Annotated in this window: 16 protein-coding genes and 1 pseudogene; 5 read left to right on the forward strand and 12 right to left on the reverse strand. The window is 73.5% G+C overall.

Annotated features, from left to right (window positions below; all coding sequences use genetic code 11):
- Positions 1-30: 30 nt before the first annotated feature.
- Positions 31-558, forward strand: a complete 528-nt coding sequence (locus EAD98_RS23555; RefSeq protein ID WP_233583941.1) for a class F sortase — start codon at positions 31-33, stop codon at positions 556-558.
- Between the two features lie 121 nt (positions 559-679).
- On the opposite strand, the gene EAD98_RS23560 is transcribed toward EAD98_RS23555, so the two are convergent.
- The 5 genes from EAD98_RS23560 to EAD98_RS23580 all read right to left on the reverse strand — a co-directional run bounded on the left by EAD98_RS23560 (position 680) and on the right by EAD98_RS23580 (position 4261).
- The gene (locus EAD98_RS23560) at positions 680-1030 is read right to left on the reverse strand and encodes a DUF2203 domain-containing protein (RefSeq protein ID WP_121656189.1); all 351 of its coding nucleotides are present in this window, start codon (positions 1028-1030) and stop codon (positions 680-682) included.
- Positions 1031-1074: 44 nt separating this feature from the next.
- On the reverse strand, positions 1075-1893 hold the full coding sequence (proC, locus tag EAD98_RS23565; RefSeq protein WP_121656190.1) for a pyrroline-5-carboxylate reductase: 819 nt from the start codon (positions 1891-1893) through the stop codon (positions 1075-1077).
- A 71-nt stretch (positions 1894-1964) separates the two neighbouring features.
- Positions 1965-2993: a 6-phosphofructokinase gene (locus tag EAD98_RS23570; RefSeq protein WP_121656191.1), complete on the reverse strand. Its 1029-nt coding sequence runs from the start codon at positions 2991-2993 to the stop codon at positions 1965-1967.
- 176 nt (positions 2994-3169) lie between these two features.
- Positions 3170-3673 (reverse strand): pyridoxamine 5'-phosphate oxidase family protein, encoded by a 504-nt coding sequence (locus EAD98_RS23575; RefSeq protein ID WP_121656192.1) that lies wholly within the window; start codon positions 3671-3673, stop codon positions 3170-3172.
- Between the two features lie 90 nt (positions 3674-3763).
- On the reverse strand, positions 3764-4261 hold the full coding sequence (locus EAD98_RS23580) for a polyadenylate-specific 3'-exoribonuclease AS (protein WP_121656193.1): 498 nt from the start codon (positions 4259-4261) through the stop codon (positions 3764-3766).
- A gap of 294 nt (positions 4262-4555) precedes the next feature.
- Here EAD98_RS23580 and EAD98_RS23585 point away from each other — a divergent pair, with 294 nt between their 5' ends.
- Entirely contained in the window at positions 4556-5248 is a 693-nt protein-coding gene (locus EAD98_RS23585; RefSeq protein ID WP_030337710.1) for a Crp/Fnr family transcriptional regulator, read from the forward strand.
- A 96-nt stretch (positions 5249-5344) separates the two neighbouring features.
- On the opposite strand, the gene EAD98_RS23590 is transcribed toward EAD98_RS23585, so the two are convergent.
- Positions 5345-5542, reverse strand: coding sequence for a hypothetical protein (locus EAD98_RS23590; protein ID WP_089019700.1), 198 nt, complete (start codon positions 5540-5542; stop codon positions 5345-5347).
- A gap of 161 nt (positions 5543-5703) precedes the next feature.
- On the opposite strand from EAD98_RS23590, the gene EAD98_RS23595 reads away from it, so the two are divergent.
- On the forward strand, positions 5704-9228 hold the full coding sequence (locus tag EAD98_RS23595; RefSeq protein ID WP_121656194.1) for an adenylate/guanylate cyclase domain-containing protein: 3525 nt from the start codon (positions 5704-5706) through the stop codon (positions 9226-9228).
- Between the two features lie 6 nt (positions 9229-9234).
- On the opposite strand, the gene EAD98_RS23600 is transcribed toward EAD98_RS23595, so the two are convergent.
- The gene (locus EAD98_RS23600; protein WP_121656195.1) at positions 9235-9933 is read right to left on the reverse strand and encodes a 1-acyl-sn-glycerol-3-phosphate acyltransferase; all 699 of its coding nucleotides are present in this window, start codon (positions 9931-9933) and stop codon (positions 9235-9237) included.
- 386 nt (positions 9934-10319) lie between these two features.
- On the opposite strand from EAD98_RS23600, the gene EAD98_RS23605 reads away from it, so the two are divergent.
- Complete coding sequence (locus EAD98_RS23605) at positions 10320-11165, forward strand: DUF308 domain-containing protein (RefSeq protein WP_121656196.1); 846 nt, start codon at positions 10320-10322, stop codon at positions 11163-11165.
- Positions 11166-11339: 174 nt separating this feature from the next.
- Positions 11340-12839 carry a trehalose-6-phosphate synthase gene (locus EAD98_RS23610; protein ID WP_233583940.1) on the forward strand — a complete coding sequence of 500 codons (1500 nt, stop codon included), beginning with the start codon at positions 11340-11342 and terminating at the stop codon, positions 12837-12839.
- A gap of 37 nt (positions 12840-12876) precedes the next feature.
- Here EAD98_RS23610 and EAD98_RS23615 read toward each other — a convergent pair whose 3' ends face one another.
- From EAD98_RS23615 to EAD98_RS31040, 5 genes and pseudogenes are all read right to left on the reverse strand, one after another.
- Positions 12877-13671: an alpha/beta hydrolase gene (locus EAD98_RS23615; protein WP_121656201.1), complete on the reverse strand. Its 795-nt coding sequence runs from the start codon at positions 13669-13671 to the stop codon at positions 12877-12879.
- 79 nt (positions 13672-13750) lie between these two features.
- Complete coding sequence (locus tag EAD98_RS23620) at positions 13751-15157, reverse strand: NAD(P)/FAD-dependent oxidoreductase (protein ID WP_121656197.1); 1407 nt, start codon at positions 15155-15157, stop codon at positions 13751-13753.
- Between the two features lie 113 nt (positions 15158-15270).
- A complete protein-coding gene (locus EAD98_RS23625) occupies positions 15271-15975 on the reverse strand; it encodes an endonuclease/exonuclease/phosphatase family protein (protein WP_121656198.1) in 705 nt (234 codons plus the stop codon).
- Between the two features lie 11 nt (positions 15976-15986).
- Entirely contained in the window at positions 15987-16934 is a 948-nt protein-coding gene (locus EAD98_RS23630) for an ROK family glucokinase (protein WP_121656199.1), read from the reverse strand.
- 76 nt (positions 16935-17010) lie between these two features.
- A pseudogene (locus tag EAD98_RS31040) lies at positions 17011-17258 on the reverse strand (hypothetical protein); the annotation flags it as partial.

Raw genomic sequence — 17258 nt, forward strand, 5'->3', positions numbered from 1 at the left:
CAGCGACCCGGTCACCCGGAACGGCAGGCGCTGCCCGCCGCGCCACACCTCCACCCGGTCGCCGGGACGCAGCTCGCCGAGCCGCAGGGTCCACCCACCCGGGTACGCGTACCGCGCATCGGCGTCGACTCCCCGCTCACCGTCCTGGGTCTGGACCACGCCGGCACGCTGATCCCGCCGACCGACTTCGACACGGCCGGTTGGTACGGCGGCGGCCCGGCCCCCGGTGACACCGGCCCGGCCGTGCTGGCCGGGCACCTGGACTCGCGGCGCGGCCCGGCGGTCTTCGCCCGGCTCGGCGAGCTGCGTCCCGGCGACCGGGTGGAGGTGTGGCGCGGCGGGCAGCGCCTGCCGTTCCGGGTGACCGGGTCGCTGCGTACCCGTAAGGACCAATTTCCGACGGCCGTCGTCTACGGCCCCACGCCCGGCGCGGAGCTGCGCCTGGTCACCTGCGGCGGCGACTTCGACCGGCGGCGCGGGCACTACCGGGACAACGTGGTGGTGTTCGCCGTGGCCGACGCCGCCGACCCGGCCCTCCCGGAGTCCGCCGCAGGCTGAGCCGGCGTCGTCGCGGATGATCGACTCCGGTTTCCGGATGTCGGGGCTTCCGATGCGCCGGGACGCACCGGTTTCCGGGAGGTCGAGCGGATCGTGCGGTGGCGGGCGCGCCGGCGCGGCGTCAGGCCGGACGGCGGCCGGCGAAGCCGCACTCGGCCCGGTGGTACCAGCGCACGTCGGAGTCCCCCTCCAGCCAGCACCAGAGCACGGCCCGGCCGGCCCGCTCGCCGGGGAAGTCGAGCAGCACCGGCGCGATGCCCTTGACCTGGATGTCGTGCTGGTGCAGCTCGTCGACGACGGCGTGCAGCCGGGCCTCCAGCCCCTTGACCTCGGCCAGCCCGCCCAGCGCGCTGACGCCGTGGTCGGCCAGGTCGACGCGCAGCTCGGCCAGGTCGGCGCGGAGCCGGATCAACTCGTCGACGCGCGGCTGCAGGGTGGCCACCAGGTGCCGGGCCTGGGCGAGTGTGAACACGGGGCCAGTATGCGGCACGCACCGGGCGGCCAGGCCCCGCGGCCTCAGTCGGCCTGGGCGGCCAGCTCGCGGGCGCGGTCCCGGGCCGCCTCCAGCGCGGCGAGCAGCGCCGCCCGGACGCCGTGCTTCTCCAGCTCACGGATGGCGGAGATGGTGGTGCCGGCCGGCGAGGTGACCGCCTCGCGCAGCTTGACCGGGTGCTCGCCGGAGTCGCGCAGCATCACCGCGGAGCCGATCGCCGTCTGCACGATCAGCTCGTGCGCCACCTGCCGGGGCAGCCCCAGCAGGATCCCAGCGTCGATCATGGCCTCGACCAGCAGGTAGAAGTAGGCCGGGCCGGAACCGGAGAGCGCGGTGACCGCGTCCTGCTGCGACTCGGGCACCCGGATCGTCTGCCCGAGGGGCTTGAACATCTCCTCGGCCAGCGCCAGGTGCGCCCCGGTGGCGTGCGCGCCCGCCGAGATCGCCGTCATCGCCTCGTCGACCAGGGCCGGGGTGTTGGTCATCACCCGGACCACCGGGGTGCCCTCGGGCAGCCGGCGGTTGAAGAAACTGGTGGGCAGCCCGGCGCAGAGCGAGATGACCAGCTTGTCGGCGGGCACCTTGGGGCCGATCTCGTCCAGCAACGTGGCGGCGTCCTGCGGCTTGACCGACACCGCGAGGACCGCCGCCTCGTCCACCGCCGTCAGGTTGTCGACCACCCGTACGCCGTAGCGGGCGGTGATCTCCTCGGCGCGGGCCGGGCGGCGGGCGGTGGCCAGCAGCCGATCCACCGGCCATCCCGAGCGCAGCAGCCCGGAGAGCATCAACTCACCGATCTTGCCCGCGCCGATCACCGCGACCGTGTGCACCCCGGCTGACATCTGGGCCGTACCCCCTCGCGTCGGGTCGCGGCGCGGCGGACCCGCAGGCCCACCGCGCCGCCGACCGTCGATCAGCTGCCGAAGAAGACCTCGGCCTCGGCGTACCGCTCCAGCGGCACGGTCTTCAGCTCGCGGGTGGCCTCGGCCAGCGGCACCCGGACGATGTCGGTGCTCTGCATCGCGACCATCTTGCCCCAGTCGCCCTCGTTGACCGCGTCGATGGCCTGCAGGCCCAGGCGGGTGGCGAGCACCCGGTCGAACGCGGTCGGGGTGCCACCGCGCTGGATGTGGCCCAGCACCACGGTGCGGGCCTCCTTGCCGGTCCTGGCCTCCAGCTGCTCGGCGAGCCACTGGCCGATGCCGCCGAGGCGGACGTGGCCGAACGAGTCCAGCTCCTGGTTGGCCAGCACCATCTGGCCGTCCAGCGGCTGGGCGCCCTCGGCGACCACCACGATCGGGGCGTACTGGTGCTGGAAGCGCTTCTCGACGTAGCCGGCCACCTGGTCGACGTCGAACTGCCGCTCCGGCAGCAGGATCACGTTGGCGCCACCGGCCAGGCCGGCGTGCAGGGCGATCCAGCCGGCGTGCCGGCCCATCACCTCGACGACCAGGGTGCGGTGGTGGCTCTCCGCCGTGGTGTGCAGGCGGTCGATAGCCTCCATCGCGATGTTGACCGCGGTGTCGAAGCCGAACGTGTAGTCGGTGGCGCCCAGGTCGTTGTCGATGGTCTTCGGCACGCCGACCACGTGCACGCCCAGCTCGTAGAGCTTGGTGGCCACGCCGAGGGTGTCCTCGCCGCCGATCGCGATCAACGCGTCCACGCCCTGCGCGGCGAGATTGTCCTTGATCCGCTCGACGCCGTTCTCGATCTTGAACGGGTTGGTCCGGGACGAGCCGAGGATGGTGCCACCGCGGGGCAGGATGCCGCGGACGTCGGCGATGTCCAGGGGCTTGGACAGGCCCTCCAGCGGGCCCTTCCAGCCGTCCCGGAAGCCCACGAACTCGTGACCGTAGGTGGCGACGCCCTTGCGGACCACCGCCCGGATGACCGCGTTGAGACCCGGGCAGTCGCCGCCGCCGGTGAGCACGCCGATACGCATGATCCGCTCATCCTCCTGGAGCATCAGGTAAAGCCCGATTAAGCCCCAGGATATGTGTCAGATCAGACCATCGGCGCCGTTGCCGGCCCGGGGCGGGCCGTCCCTGCGCACTGTAGTCGGCCTGCCCGAACACCGACAGCGCGCCCCAGGGGACGGCCCACCACCCGGGCCGCCGGTCAGTAGGTCACCTCGTGGTTCTCGCCCACCTCCGGCGGCCGGCCGGTCACCGCGGCCCGGGCGAAGCCGAACAGGTTCACCACCGTGCTGCTCGGCGAGTCCCAGTACTCGGCGGAGCTGGCGTGCACCTTGATCAGCGTCAGCCCGGGGGTGTCGAGCCCGTCCGGAAACCAGGCCCTCAGGAGCGGGTTCCACAGCCGCTCGGCCCGGGCCCGGTCGAACGCCTCGGTGGCGGTGCCGGAGACCGACACCCAGGCGTTGTGCTTCTGGTCGGAGAAGGCGACGTTGACCTCCGGGTTCACCCGGATCTGGCGGACCTTGGCCGAGTCGGCGGACGCGAAGAACCACAGGTCGCCGTCGAACTCGGCCTCCTGGAGCCCCATCGGCCGGCTCACCTGCCGCCCGTCCAGGGCGATCGTGGTGAGCATGCAGATCCGCGCGGCCCGGACCAGCTCGGTGACCCGGGCGTGCGCCTCGGCTGCGCTGGTCGGCTCGTTGCTCATGGCACTCTCCCTCGGCTCGACTCGTCGAACCGGTGCCCCGGACAGAACCGGTCAAACCTCCGTTGTCGGGACCTGACCCGCGACCGCCGTTCAGCGGGCCGTCATCGCCCGCCAGCGGGCCAGGTTGTGCCGGGCGTCCACCAGAGCGTCGTGCCGGGCCGCGTCCGCGTCCGGCAGGGTCGGCCGACCCCGGTCGTCCCACAGCTGCCGCAACTCCTTGGTGAACCGGGGGATCTCCCGGGGCAGCGCCGGCATCGCGCCCCACAGCTGCGCGAGCACCACGTGGTCGTACGCGGCGAACCAGGCCCACAGCTCCAACTGCTCCCCCGGCCGGTCCCGGATCGGCTCCATGAGGAAGTCGTACAGGTCGTCGCGGATGCGCTCCCGCGACCGCCAGGCCCGGTCCGCCGGCGAGGGCAGCTTGTCCAGCACGTTGCGCCGGACCCAGGGCACGGCGCGGGAGTCGTCGAACTCGGTGGAGACCGCGTAGAACTCGCGGCCGTACTCGTCGACGACACCGATCGAGACGAGGTCGACGATCCGGCCGTCCTCGATGAACTCGCAGTCGTAGAAATAGCGGTAGACCATTCCGGCCATCCTCGCCCACCGCCGCCCGGCGCTGGGCGGCGGGGCCCCGCGGACGGCGAGGCCGCGGCCGGTCCAGGCCCGCGGCACCGGCCCGCTTCGGCACCTCAGGACGCGGTACGCCGCAGCTCGCGACGGTCACGGAAGTGCTTCGAGGGGTGTACAGCAAGCGACCGGACCGTCATGATCTGATGTGTACCGCTACCGGACGCCGAACCGGTGTCAGTTCACCTTGTCGGGGCCAGCAGGTTCGCCCGGTGAGCGAGTTGTGGTCCTTGACCGGGGAGGGGTTGGGCCGTGGAGGTTCGCCTGCCGGAGCCGGGTGATGCGCTCACGGGTGTCGAGATGTTCGCCGGGCTGGAGCCCGAGGTGCGACAACGTGTCATCGCCGCCGCCGTCCCGCGCACCTACCGCAAGGGTCAGCTGCTCTTCGTGGAGAACGACCCGGGCGAGTCGCTGATCGTGCTGCGCCGCGGCGCGGTGGCCGTCTTTCGCACCGCGCCCACCGGCGAGCGGGCCGTCCTGTCGGTGATCCGTCCACCGGACGTGCTCGGCGAGGTCTCCCTGCTCGACGCCTCGACCCGGTCCGCCTCCGCCGAGGCCATCGAGGACTGCGCGGCGCTCGCGCTCTCCCGGGGGGCGTTCATGGAGCTGGTGCACTCCAACCCGCGCATCCTGGACGCGGTGATGCGGTCGCTGGGTGGGCTGATCCGCCGGCTCACCGAGCAGAACGCCGACCACGTCTTCCTCGACCTGCCCGGCCGGGTGGCCAAGACGCTGGTCCGGCTCGCCGGCGAGAGCCAGGCCCCGATGATCACGATCGAGCTCAACCAGAGCCAGCTGGCCGAGATGGCGGGCGGCTCCCGGCAGAGCGTCAACCAGGCGATCGGCTCGTTCGCCAGTCGCGGCTGGCTGCGTACCGAGGGGCGGCGGATCGTGGTGACCGACGTCGCCGCGCTGCGTCGGCGCGCCGGCATGAACGACCGCTGACCCGTCGACGCGGGCAGCGCACCGGAACGGACACGACACGACGCGGCCGGGTCACCCGTGGGGACCCGGCCGCGTCGTCGTGTCACCAGCGCCCGGTCAGACCCCGGAGCTGCCCGGCCCGGCCCACTTGTCCGGACCCTTGCCGTCACCGTCCGGGCCGTGGGACTGCTCGACGACGATGCCCTCGGCCTGCAGAGTGGCGAGGGTGGCGGCGTCGACGTCCACCGAGTCACCAGCGGAGTGGCTGACTCCGTTGCCGTCGGTCCAGTCGCTCTCCAGCTTGACGTACACCATTGACCTGTCCCCCTCTGGTCCCTGATCGACATGTGGCCGCCTGAATCTAGTCCGTGAAACCGCTTGTGGACTGTCCACAAGCCAACAGGCCGGTACCCGACAGCGGCGCCGACGGTGATACTTCCTCTGACGCGACGCCGTGGGGGGCGTCCGGTTCACCAGTGGAGGCTGCCATCGCCGCGCAGTGTGGGCGCTGTGGACGCACGGCCGCCGACGGCGACCGCTTCTGCGGTGGCTGCGGCGCCGAGCTGGGCGCGGTCTGCCCGCACTGCCTGCGTCCGCTCGCCTCGGACGTCACGTTCTGCACCTCGTGCGGGTCGCCCCGGCCGGGCACGGACCGGCCGGCCGCGCTCACCCCGCAGGAGGACCGCCGCCGGGTGAGCGTGCTCTTCGTCGACCTGATCGACTTCACCCCGTACGTGGAGCGGGCCGACCCGGAGCAGGTCCGCGGCATGCAGACGGGCTTCTTCTCCGCGGCCCGTCGGGTGGTGGGCCAGTACGGCGGCGTGGTGGAGAAGTACATCGGCGACGCGGTGATGGCGCTCTTCGGCGCCCCGATCGCCACCGAGACCGACGCGTTGCGCTGCGTACGGGCCGGGCTGGAGCTGCAACGGGTGCTCACCCGGTTCGCTCCGACCGGCAGCACCGAGCTGCGGTTCCGGGTCGGGGTGGCCACCGGTGAGGCGCTGGTCGACGTGGCCGCCGCCCGGGACGGCGGACAGGCGATCGTGGCCGGCGACGTGGTGAACACCGCGTCCCGGATGCAGTCGGTCGCGCCGCCGGGTGGGGTGCTGGTCTGCGGCACCACGCACGCGCTGACCAAGGACGCGATCCGCTACGAGGAGCAGCCCCCGGTCACCCTGCGCGGCCGGTCGTCGCCGACCGAGGTGTGGCTCGCCCTGGCGCCGATGCGCCGGCAGCCCACCGACCGGGAGCCGGACACCACGCCGCTGGTCGACCGGGAACACGAACTGGGCATGCTGGTCAACGCGCTGCACCGGTCGCTGCGCGACCGGCTGCCGCAGGTGGTCACCATCTTCGGCCGGGCCGGCATCGGCAAGAGCCGGCTGCTGCGGGAGCTGTACCGGCACACCGGCCGGCTGGTGGACGAGCCGCTGACCTGGCGCACCGGGCGCTGCCCGCCGTTCGGGGAGAACGTCACGTTCGCCGCGCTCGCCGACATCGTCAAGTCCGAGGCGGGCATCCTGGACACCGACCCGGCCGGCAGCGCGGCGCAGCGGTTGGCCGCCGCGGTCGGCGAGCTGATCGGCCCGGGCGAACGCGACCGGGTGGTGGACGCGCTGCGCCCGCTGGTCGGGTTGCCCGGCACGCCGCTGCCGGCCGAGGAGGCGGAGTCGGCGTGGCGGCGTTTCCTGCTGGCGCTGGCCGCCCGCCGCCCCACCGTGCTGGTCTTCGAGGACCTGCACTGGGCCGACGACGCGATGCTGCGTTTCGTGGAGCTGCTCGGCGCGGCGGCCCGTGAGGTGCCGCTGCTGCTGCTGTGCACCGCCCGCCCGGAGCTGGTCGACCGGGACCCGAGCTGGGCCGGCACCATCACCGGCTCGGTGACGATCACCCTGCCGCCGCTGCGCGACACCGGGATCGCCGCGCTGTACGCGCACCTGTTCGGCCAGGCGGCGTTCTCCGCCGACATGTTGAGCCCGCTGATCGAGGTGGCCGGCGGCAACCCGCTCTACGCCCACGAGTACGTCCGGATGCTGATCGAGCAGGGCGCGCTGCGCCAGTCCGGGCGGGGCTGGTCGCTGGACAAGCAGCTCGAGCTGACCATGCCGGAGAGCGTGCACGCGGTGATCGCCAACCGGGTGGACCTGCTGGACGCCAAGGACCGTGCGGTGCTGCTGGCCGCCTCGGTGGTCGGGGTGCAGTTCTGGCCCGGCGCGGTGGCCGCCGCGCTGGGGCAGCAGGTCGAGTCGGTCGAGCGCTCGCTGCGGCGGCTGGAGCAGCGCGACTTCGTGCACGAGCAGGCGGCGTCGACGATGGCCGGGCAGGCGGAGTTCCGGTTCCGGCACGTGCTGGTGCGCGACGTCTGCTACCAGCGGCTGCCGCGCACCGAACGGGTGGCCCGGCACGAACGGGCCGCGGACTGGCTCGACGCTCTGTCGCACAGCCGCGACACGGATCTGGCCGAGGTGCTCGCCCACCACCGCTGGGCGGCCCACGAGATCGCCCGTTCGCTGGGCATGGAGGTCCGGCGATACGCCGGGCCGGCGCGGCAGGCGCTGCACCGCGCGGCCCGTCGGGCGTACGCGCTGCACGGGCTGGACGCGGCGGCCAGTCACGCCGGCCGGGCGCTCGGCCTGGCCGACGACAGCGACCCGGTGGGCCGGCTCCAACTGGAGCTGCTGAGCACCGAGATCTCGTTCTACCGGGACGGCAACGCGTTCCTCTCCGGCGGTGGACCGGAACAGGTGCACACCCTCGCCGACCGGCTGCTGGCGCACGGCGATGACGCCTGCGCGGCCCGGGCGTGGACGCTGCTCGGCCAGGCCGCCTGGTTGCGCGCCGACCGCGGCGACGCGCTGGCCTGCCTGGACCGCGCGGTGGAGCTGTTCGAGCCGCTGGCGGACACCGCGCAGAAGGCCGACGCGTACGCCGAGCTGGGCCGGTTGCACATGCTCAACTACGAGCGGGATCCGGCCGTGGCGGCGGCGGACACCGCCGCGGAGATCGCCGAGCGGCTGGGCCTGACCGAGACCCGCACCAACGCCCGGATCACCGCGGCCACCGCCCGCTACCAGTCCGGCGACCGGGTCGGCCTGGACGAGCTGCACGCGATCGTCGAGTTCAGCCGGGCCGGTCAGCTGCTCGCGCTGCCCCGGGCCACCCAGAACCTCGCCTGGGCGATCCGGGAGGAGGGCGACTGGCTGCGCTCGGACGCCCTGCTCTCGGCCGCGCCGGCCCGCACCGCCAGCGGCCAGACGCTGACCACCAGCTACTCGGCCGAGGCGATGCGCGCCTGGTTCGACGGCGACTTCGGCCGGCTGCTGGCCGCGGCGGAGGCATTCGTGGACACTCCGACCGGCAGTTGGGACATGCAGGTGCGGGGGCTGCGCTGCTGCCTGCTGGTGCTGCGTGACGACGAGGATCCGGACGACGTGGCCGACGCGTTGGACACCGCGCGGCGCAGCGGGTTCCACCGGTTGCACTGGACGATGTTGAGCATGGCCGCGCTGTGCCGGGCGATGCAGGGCCGCGACGCCGAGGCGGCGGAGCTGATCGACGAGCTGGGCAGGTCCTGGTCGGCGGTGCCGGCGCTGGCCAGCGGGGAGTGGATCGCCGCCGCCGCGTACGCCGCCGCGCTGGCCGGCCGGGACGCGGCGGTGCGGGTCCGGGCGATGCTGGACCGGGTCGGCCACCGGACGCCCTGGTCGGAGGCGGCGCTGCGGACCGTGACGGCGGCCCTGGCCGCGGCCGACGGCGACCACCGGCGCTCGGCCGAGCTGTACCTGGCCGCCGCCGAGACCTACGGCCGGATCCCGGACGTCAGCGACCGGGTGCTGGCGCTGGCGTTCGCGGCGGCGGAGCTGACCCGCGCCGGCGACCCGGCGGCCGCCCGGGCGCCGCGCGCCGAGGTGCGCACCTTCGCGTTGCGCAACGACGCCCCCGGGCTGCTCGCGCTCGCCGGCCGGCCGATCACCCCGGCTGGGCCGGCGGTCGCCTGCTGAGCCGGCTCAGGCAGCGACCGGCGTGGGGACCGGTTGGGGCTGCTTGAGCTTCTGCGCGTAGATGTCGACGTACTCCCGACCGGAGAGCTCCATCAACTCGTACATGATCTCGTCGGTGACCGCGCGCTCGACGAACCGGTCGCCGGCCAGCCCGGCGTAGCGGGAGAAGTCCAGCGGCGCCCCGAAACGGATCTTCACTCGGTCGATCTTGGGGATGAGCTTGCCCGGCGGCTGGATCTCGTCGGCGTTGAGCATCGCCACCGGCACCACCACCGCGCCGCTCTCCAGGGCGAGCCGGGCCACCCCGGTCTTGCCCCGGTAGAGCCGCCCGTCCGGGGAGCGGGTGCCCTCCGGGTAGATGCCGGCCACTCCCCCGGCACGCAGCACCTGCAACTGGGTGTCCAGCGCGGCGCGGGCCGCCCGGCCGCCGGAGCGGTCCACCGGGATGGTGCCGGTGCCGACGAAGAACATCCTGGTCAGCCAGCCCTTGATCCCCTTGCCCGTGAAGTACTCGGCCTTGGCCACGAAGGTGACCTTTCGAGGGGTGATCAGCGGTGTGAAGATCGAGTCGGAGAAGGAGAGGTGATTGCTGGCCAGGATCACCGGACCGGTCGCCGGCACGTTGTGCAGGCCCTCCACCTGCGGGCGGAAGATCAGCTTCAGCAGCGGACCGAGGATGACGTACTTCAACAGCCAGTACAGCACCGGCGTCCTTTCCCGTGGTGTGCCCGCGACAGCACGCCCCATGCCGGGCAACGCCGCCGTCGCCGACGAGCCTACGAAGCGCGGGCTCTCCCCACAACGGACGCTCGGGCCGATCCTGCTCGCGCCGGACGGCGCCGACGTCCTTGGACCGGGATCGGGTGCTCACCGGTCGGCGGGCCCCGAGACCCCCTGTTGCCACTTGTCGCGCAAGAACGGACAAAGGGGCACGCCCGCCACCAGCAGCGGGGACGCTGACTTTGGAAGACGCGACACAACGCACTCCCGGAACCGACCCCTGACGTGTCACGATTCAAAGCACGGCGTGCGGACGGGCGTCGAGGGGGCTGGGCGGCCGCGCCGGAGGGCGCGTTGAGGAGGATGTCCGGGTGTCAGCGGGTGGGGCCCGCCGGGGACGGCGGGACAACGGGCTCGACGCGAACGAGTACGCCGTCGTCGGCGACGTCGATCCGCGCGTCGGCGAGCACCTGCTCGACGTGCTGGCCGCCGGAGGCATCGCCGCCTACCTGCAACCCTCCGCCGACCTCAACCCGGTCACCCGCACCACCACCGTCCCGGCCCGTCCGGTCGACCGGCTCTACGTCGACCGCTCGCACCTGACCACCGCGCGGGACTACCTGACCCAGCTCGCCGACGAGACCGCCCCCGAGCAGCAACCGGCCCGCGACGAGCCGGACATCGACGCCGAGTGGGCCCGGATCGTCGCCGGCTTCCACACCACCTCGTCGGCCGGTGAGCACCCGTGGCCGGCCGCGGAGGACGTGGACGACCGGGACGAGCCCACCGCCGGTCCGCTGGCCCGCTCCGGCGCGGACGAGGCCGGGCCGACCGCCACCGACGTCCGCCGGCTACCGTCCGCCACCGACATCTCCGGGATCTCGATCGGGCGCGGCACCCGGCCCGACGAGCCGTCGCTGCTGGACGGGCTGGACACCTTCGGCGCGGACCTGCCCGACGACGAGGACGAGGACGAGGGCTACCACCCGCCTCCGCCGCCGCCGCTGCCCCGGTTCTCCAAGTACGCGGTGGTCGGCACGCTCGCCGTGGTCGTCGGGTTCGTGCTCTTCCTTTTCCCGTCGCTGCTTCCGATCGACCGTTCGGCGGTCACCCTGTTCGGGTTCACCGGCATCCTGGCCGGTTTCGTCACGCTGATCTGGCGGCTGCGCCCCGGCGACGAGGACGACCGCGACCCGGACGACGGCGCCGTCGTCTGACCGTCCGGTCGTATCGCCGTCGACCGCATCCCGGGACGACGCCGCCCCACCCGTGACGTAACAGTGGTGTAACTTACTGTCAGTAGGAATACCGCCGTACGTCACTTCCCCGACTGACTGACCGGTTTTCCCTTGCTCGCGGCGGTCAGACCTCTGCTGATCGGAATGCCCGAGATGCGACAGAGCTCCCTCGTGGTGGTGGCCAACCGCCTCCCCATCGACGACAGTGTGGCGCCCGACGGGGCCTGCGAATGGCGGCGCAGCCCAGGTGGGCTGGTCAGCGCGCTGCATCCCCTGCTGCGGCACACCCCGGCGACGTGGGTCGGCTGGGCCGGCGGCACCGGGCCCGCCCCCGCACTGCCGGACGTGGACGGCGTCCGGATGCACAGCGTCCCGCTCAGCCACGAGGACCTGCGCGACCACTACGAGGGGTTCGCCAACGCCACCCTGTGGCCGCTCTACCACGACGCCGTCGAGCAGCCGCAGCACCACCGCCGATGGTGGGAGGCGTACCAGCGGGTCAACCAGCGCTTCGCCGAGGCGACCGCCGAGGTGGCCGAGCCGGGCGGGGTGGTCTGGGTGCAGGACTACCACCTGCACCTCGTCCCCGGCCTGCTCCGCGCCCTCCGACCGGACCTGCGCATCGGGTTCTTCCTGCACGTGCCGTTCCCGCCGCCGGAGCTGTTCATGCAGTTGCCCCGTCGGGCCGAGCTGTTGCGCGGCATGCTCGGCGCCGACCTGGTCGGCTTCCAACGAGCCCAGGCGGCGCACAACTTCTCCCAACTGGTGACCAAGGTGCTGGAGCTGCCGGCCACCGACCGGCGGATCGGCATCGACGACCGGGTGGTGCGCATCGGCGCGTTCCCGGTCTCCATCGACACCGCGGAGATGGCCGCGCTCGCCGCCCGCCCCGACGTGGCCGCCCGGGCCCGCCGGCTGCGCCAGGACCTCGGCGACCCCCGGCAGGTCATCCTGAGCGTGGACCGGATGGACTACACCAAGGGCATCGAGCAGCGGCTCAAGGCATACAGCGAGCTGCTCGCCAGCGGCGACGTCAAGGTCCGCGACACGGTGCTGGTGCAGGTCGCGATGCCGAGCCGGGAACGCGTCGGCCAGTACCAGGTCCTGCGGGAACGGATCGAGCGCGAGGTCGGACGGATCAACGGCGAGTTCGGCCGGGTCGGCGAGCCGGCCATCCACTACCTCACCCAGCCCTTCGACCGCGCCGAGCTGGCCGCGCTCTACCGGGTCGCCGACGTGATGGCGGTGACCCCGCTGCGCGACGGGATGAACCTGGTCGCCAAGGAGTACGTCGCCGCCCGGGTGGACGACGCGGGGGCGTTGCTGCTCAGCGAGTTCGCCGGCACCGCGGCCGAGCTGTCCCAGGCGTACCTGGTCAACCCGCACGACCTGGAGGGGCTCAAGCAGGGGCTGCGCGCGGCGCTGCGGGCCAGCCCCGCCGACGTCGCGGAACGGATGCGGGCCATGCGCGCCTACCTGCACCAGCACGACATCCGGGCCTGGGCCCGCTCCTACCTGAGCGCGCTGGACGAGAGGGGCGCCCTGGTCAGCCGCCTCACCAGCACCGACGGCACCCCGGACGGCACCGCCCGGATGCCGGCGCCCCGGGCCGCCCCGGTGGGCAGTCCGGCCAACCGCCACGCCCGCGGCTGACCCGGCGCGCGCCAGCGGACGCGGACCGCTGGGACGCTCAGTGCGCGGCCGGCTCCTTCTCCAACCAGTCCAGGATCGCGTCGATCGGCTCCGCCCACCGCGCGTCCAGCATCAGGTCGTGGCCCATTCCGGGAAAGAGCAGCGGAGCCGAGCCGTACCGGCGGGCCACCCGGTTCAACGTCGACGTCGGCACCACCCGGTCATCCGGGCTGCCCAGCACCAGCACCGGCGGCGCACCCACGGCCGGCTCGGCCTCCGGCTCGCCCAGCAGCGCCCACTGCGCCCGCCGGCCGGCCCGACCGAGCCGGGCGACGTGCCGCCGGGCCTCCGCCTCGGGCAGCTCCCGGCTGAACAACTGCCCGCGGCTGAGCCGCAGCGGCCCGCCGAACACCGCCGGCAACGTGCCGGACGGATTGCGGCGCAACGCCGCGCCGAGCACACCCCAACCGCCGAAGACCGGCGCCACCAGCACGGCACTGCGCGCCGGGTAGCGGGCCAACGCGTGCGCCACCACCAACGCACCGGCGCCGTGCCCCACCAGCACCGCCTGACGCGGCAGGCCCGCGGCCACCTGGACCACATCGTGGGCGTACGCGCGCAGCGTCGCCTCCGGCGCCGGCTCGCTGCCACCGTGCCCGCGCAGGCTCATCGTGTACGCCGGGAACCCTCGCGACGCCGCGTGTCCCAGCCAGTGCTCGGCGAACGCCCACGCGCCGTGCCCGAACCCGGGCACGAAAAGCAGCGGCGGGCGCCCCTCCTCCACCTCCGGAATCGCGCTGAGCACCTCACGCCGGGCCGGCCGGACCGGGCGGGACCACTCCCGGCCCCGCATGATCCGCAGCTGACTGCTCGCGCTCACTTGTTCGGCCTTCCGTTCGCGACTGCGGGGCTCGCAAGCTCACTCCTCGCGCTCACTTGCCCTCCAGGTCGTGCAGGGCGCGCTGGACGGCGCGCAGGTAGTCGGCGTGGCCGACCTCGAACCAGTGCCGGCTGCTCTCCTTGACCTGCCCGGAGTAGCGCTCCCCGGCCCGGTCGCGCACCTGCTGCGCGAAGGCCGCCGCCCGCTCCGGTCGATCCCGGCGGGCCCGCAGCAGCCGGGCGAAGAGCACCGTCTGCCAGTGCGACAGGGTGAACAGACCGGAGTCCGGCTGCACCAGGCCCGCCACCGCCAGCGTCGGATGCCCCGGGGTGAAGGCGTTGAGCCACAGCGTGGGCCGGCCGACGCCGGCGCTGTCACCGAACACCGACGCGTCGAGGAACTCGAAGCGCGGCAGGTAGCCGGTGGCGAAGACGACCAGCTCCGGATCGATCTCGCGGCCGTCGGTCAGCTCCACGGCGTACGGGTGGAACCGGGCGACGTCCGGCACCGGGCCGATCGCGCCGTGGCCCACGTAGTAGACGAGCTGGCTGTTCGCGATCGGGTGCGTCTCGTACACCCGGTGGTCGGGTCCGGGCAGGCCGAAGCGGGTGAGGTCGCCGACGGTCAGCCGCAGCGTCCAGTGGTAGAGCCACTGGCGCACCCGCAGCGGCACGCGCAGTGCCAGCAGAGAGTCGTTGACCTGGTCGGCGGGGCGGCCGAGCACGTACTTCGGCGCGTACCAGTAGCCGCGCCGGGTGGAGTGCCAGCACCGCGACGCCTGCTGGGCGGCCTCGACGGCGATGTCGCAGCCGGTGTTGCCGGCGCCGACCACCAGCACGCGCTTGCCCCGCAGCTGCGCCGGGTCCTTGTAGGACGAGGCGTGCATGATCTCGCCGCGGAACTGTTCGAGCCCCTCGTAGCGGGGCAGCTTGGGCGACCAGTTGTGGCCGTTGGCGACCACCACGGCGGCGTACTGGGAGGTGCGCTCCGGCCCGTACCCGCCGGTGGAGCGGGTGGTCACGTCCCAGCGGTCCCCCGCGGCCGGCTCGACCCGGACGACCTCGGTGCCGAACCAGATGTGCGAACGCAGGTCGAAGTGGTCGGCGTACCGCTCGAAGTACGAGAGCAGCCGGCTGTGGTGCGGGTAGTCCGGCCAGGAGTCCGGCATCGGGAAGTCGGGAAACTGGGTGAACGGCTTCGACGAGATCAGGTGGGTGCTGGCGTACACCGGGCTGCGGTCGTGCCGCCAGTTCCAGGCGCCGCCGACGCCGGTCTCCCGCTCGTAGCAGTCCACGCCGAACCCGTGTTCGCGCAGATTCTTGATGGCCGTCAGGCCGCTGGCCCCGGCCCCGATGACGCAGACCGTGTCGCCGCGGTCGGAGACCGGGCGGCCGTCGCGGCTCGGCGCGGACGGGTTCGCTTCCGGGTCGGGCCGGCCGTGGTCGGTGGAGGTGGACACCGGGACATCTCCTTTTGTGCGGCACGCGTGCCGGTCGCCGCGAAATCCTCTCCACATCGGAGCCGGATGTCCAGCCCCGGCGCGGACGGATCGACGGTCGCGCCGGTCGGGGGTCAGCCGGTGGTGGGCAGCAGCAGGTCGACCAGGACCGGGAAGTGGTCGCTGGCCCGCCGGGTCTGCGGCGTGTCCACCACGTCGTAGTCGACCACGGTGATCCGCGGGTCGACGAAGAGCGCGTCGATGCGCCGGCGGGGGTCGGCGCAGGAGTAGGTGAGCCGGTCCGTCCGGTCGGCCGCCACCGCGGCGTCGGTCAGGCCGCGCGCCACGGTGGCCCAGGCCGGCCCGTCCGGGCCCTCGTTGAGGTCCGCGCCGGCCACCACCGGCCCGCTCGCCGCGTCCAGGCCGCGCCGGAACTCGGCGGCCTGCGCGGGACGTTCGGCCGGGTCGGTGGACAGGTGGGAGCCGGCGAGGGTGAACCGGGCAGCGCCGACCCGGCAGTCGGCGTACGCGGCGCCGCGCAGGTGCCGGCCGGGCGTGAGCGGAAAGCGCTGGCAGCGGGTGTCCCGCACCTGGACGCGCAGGCTGGTCAGCAGCAGGTTGCCCAGGGCGGGCAGCCCACCGGCGGCCACCACCAGGCCGAACGACTCCGCCAGCGTGGCCGACTTCTGCCGCCACCGGAACCGGCGCGGCCCCTCCTGCACGATCACCACGTCCGGCGTCACGGCCCGGACCACGGCCGCCAGGGCCGCGGTGTCGTCGCGCTGGCTGTGGATGTTGTACGACACCACCCGCAGTGGTACGCCGTCCGCCTCGCTCATTCCGGCTCGCCTCAGATCCGCCGGGCCAGGTCGGCGGCGCCGATCACTCCGGCGCTGTTGCCCAGCTCGGCGGGGAGCACCTCGGCCACCGGCAGGCGCCCCCGCTGGGAGAGCGCGTCGAGGTACGAGCGGCGCGCCGGGCCGAGCAGCAGGTCACCGGCGTCGATCACGCCACCGCCGACCACCAGGGTCTGCGGGTCGAGGATCTGCGCCATGTCGGCGAGGCTGGTGCCCAGCCACCGGCCGATCTGCGCGAACGCCTCGGTGGAGACCGGGTCGCCGCCCTGCGCGGCGGCGGTCACCATGTGGCCGGTGATCGCCTCGGTGTCGCCGCCGGCCAGCTCCAGCAGCGCGGTGGCGCGTTGCGGCTCCTGCCGGGCGCCGGCCCGGGCGAAGCGGACCAGGGCGCTGCCGCTGGCGTACTGCTCGATGCAGCCGAGCCGCCCGCAGCCGCACTGGTGCCCGTCCGGCACGGCCAGCATGTGGCCCAGCTCCGCGGCGACGCCGTGCGCGCCGCGCAGCAGCTCACCGCCGAGCACGATGCCACCGCCGACGCCGGTGCCGATGGTGAACATGACCATGGAGTCGTCGGCGTCCCGGGCCGCGCCGTAGCGGAACTCGGCCCAGGCGGCCACGTTGGCGTCGTTCTCCACGATCACCGGCAGGCCGACGGCCGCGCTGACGTACTCGCGCAGTGGCTCGTCCCGCCAGGCCAGGTTGGGGGCGAAGAGCACGGTCGAGCGGTGGGCGTCGATCCAGCCGGCCGCACCGATGCCGACCGCCTCGATCGTCCGTCCGGTAGCCAGTTCGCCGACCAGGTCAATGATGACGTCGCGGGTCTTGGCGACGTCATCGGCGGGAGTGTCCCGTCGGGTCTGCACGAGGACCGTGCCGGTGTCGTCCACGACACCGCCGGCCACCTTCGTGCCACCGACGTCGACTCCGATGGTCAGCGTCACCGCTGCCGCTCCCCTCTGCTGTGCTGTCCGGCCCGCACGCCGGCGACACGCCGGTCCGGGTCGGGATGTCCCGCGCTCAGGCGACGTCGCCCGGTGCGGCCGCGCCGGTGTCGTCGGGCACCCGCGTCGCGGGCACCACGGGTCGGTCGGTCGGCGCCGGTGGGGCCACCGTCCCGGCCTCGTCGACGGGTGGTGCGGTGGCCGGGGCGGGTGGGTCCGCCGTCCGGGTGGCGACCGACCAGACGTCCCGCTCCGGCGCCGGCTGAGAATCATGCCCGGTACGGGTGGCATCGCGCCACACGTGGTCGTCACCGGGTCCGGTGA

This window comes from Micromonospora sp. CV4 (assembly GCF_003667455.1).
Taxonomy (GTDB): domain Bacteria; phylum Actinomycetota; class Actinomycetes; order Mycobacteriales; family Micromonosporaceae; genus Micromonospora.

Excerpts from the sequence above, each read along its gene's own strand:
- proC (WP_121656190.1), bottom strand. The coding sequence starts at position 1,893 with ATGTCAGCCGGGGTGCACACGGTCGCGGTGATCGGCGCGGGCAAGATC.
- EAD98_RS23570 (WP_121656191.1), bottom strand. The coding sequence starts at position 2,993 with ATGCGTATCGGCGTGCTCACCGGCGGCGGCGACTGCCCGGGTCTCAAC.
- EAD98_RS23575 (WP_121656192.1), bottom strand. The coding sequence starts at position 3,673 with ATGAGCAACGAGCCGACCAGCGCAGCCGAGGCGCACGCCCGGGTCACC.
- EAD98_RS23580 (WP_121656193.1), bottom strand. The coding sequence starts at position 4,261 with ATGGTCTACCGCTATTTCTACGACTGCGAGTTCATCGAGGACGGCCGG.
- EAD98_RS23590 (WP_089019700.1), bottom strand. The coding sequence starts at position 5,542 with ATGGTGTACGTCAAGCTGGAGAGCGACTGGACCGACGGCAACGGAGTC.
- EAD98_RS23610 (WP_233583940.1), top strand. The coding sequence starts at position 11,340 with ATGCGACAGAGCTCCCTCGTGGTGGTGGCCAACCGCCTCCCCATCGAC.
- EAD98_RS23615 (WP_121656201.1), bottom strand. The coding sequence starts at position 13,671 with ATGCGGGGCCGGGAGTGGTCCCGCCCGGTCCGGCCGGCCCGGCGTGAG.
- EAD98_RS23625 (WP_121656198.1), bottom strand. The coding sequence starts at position 15,975 with ATGAGCGAGGCGGACGGCGTACCACTGCGGGTGGTGTCGTACAACATC.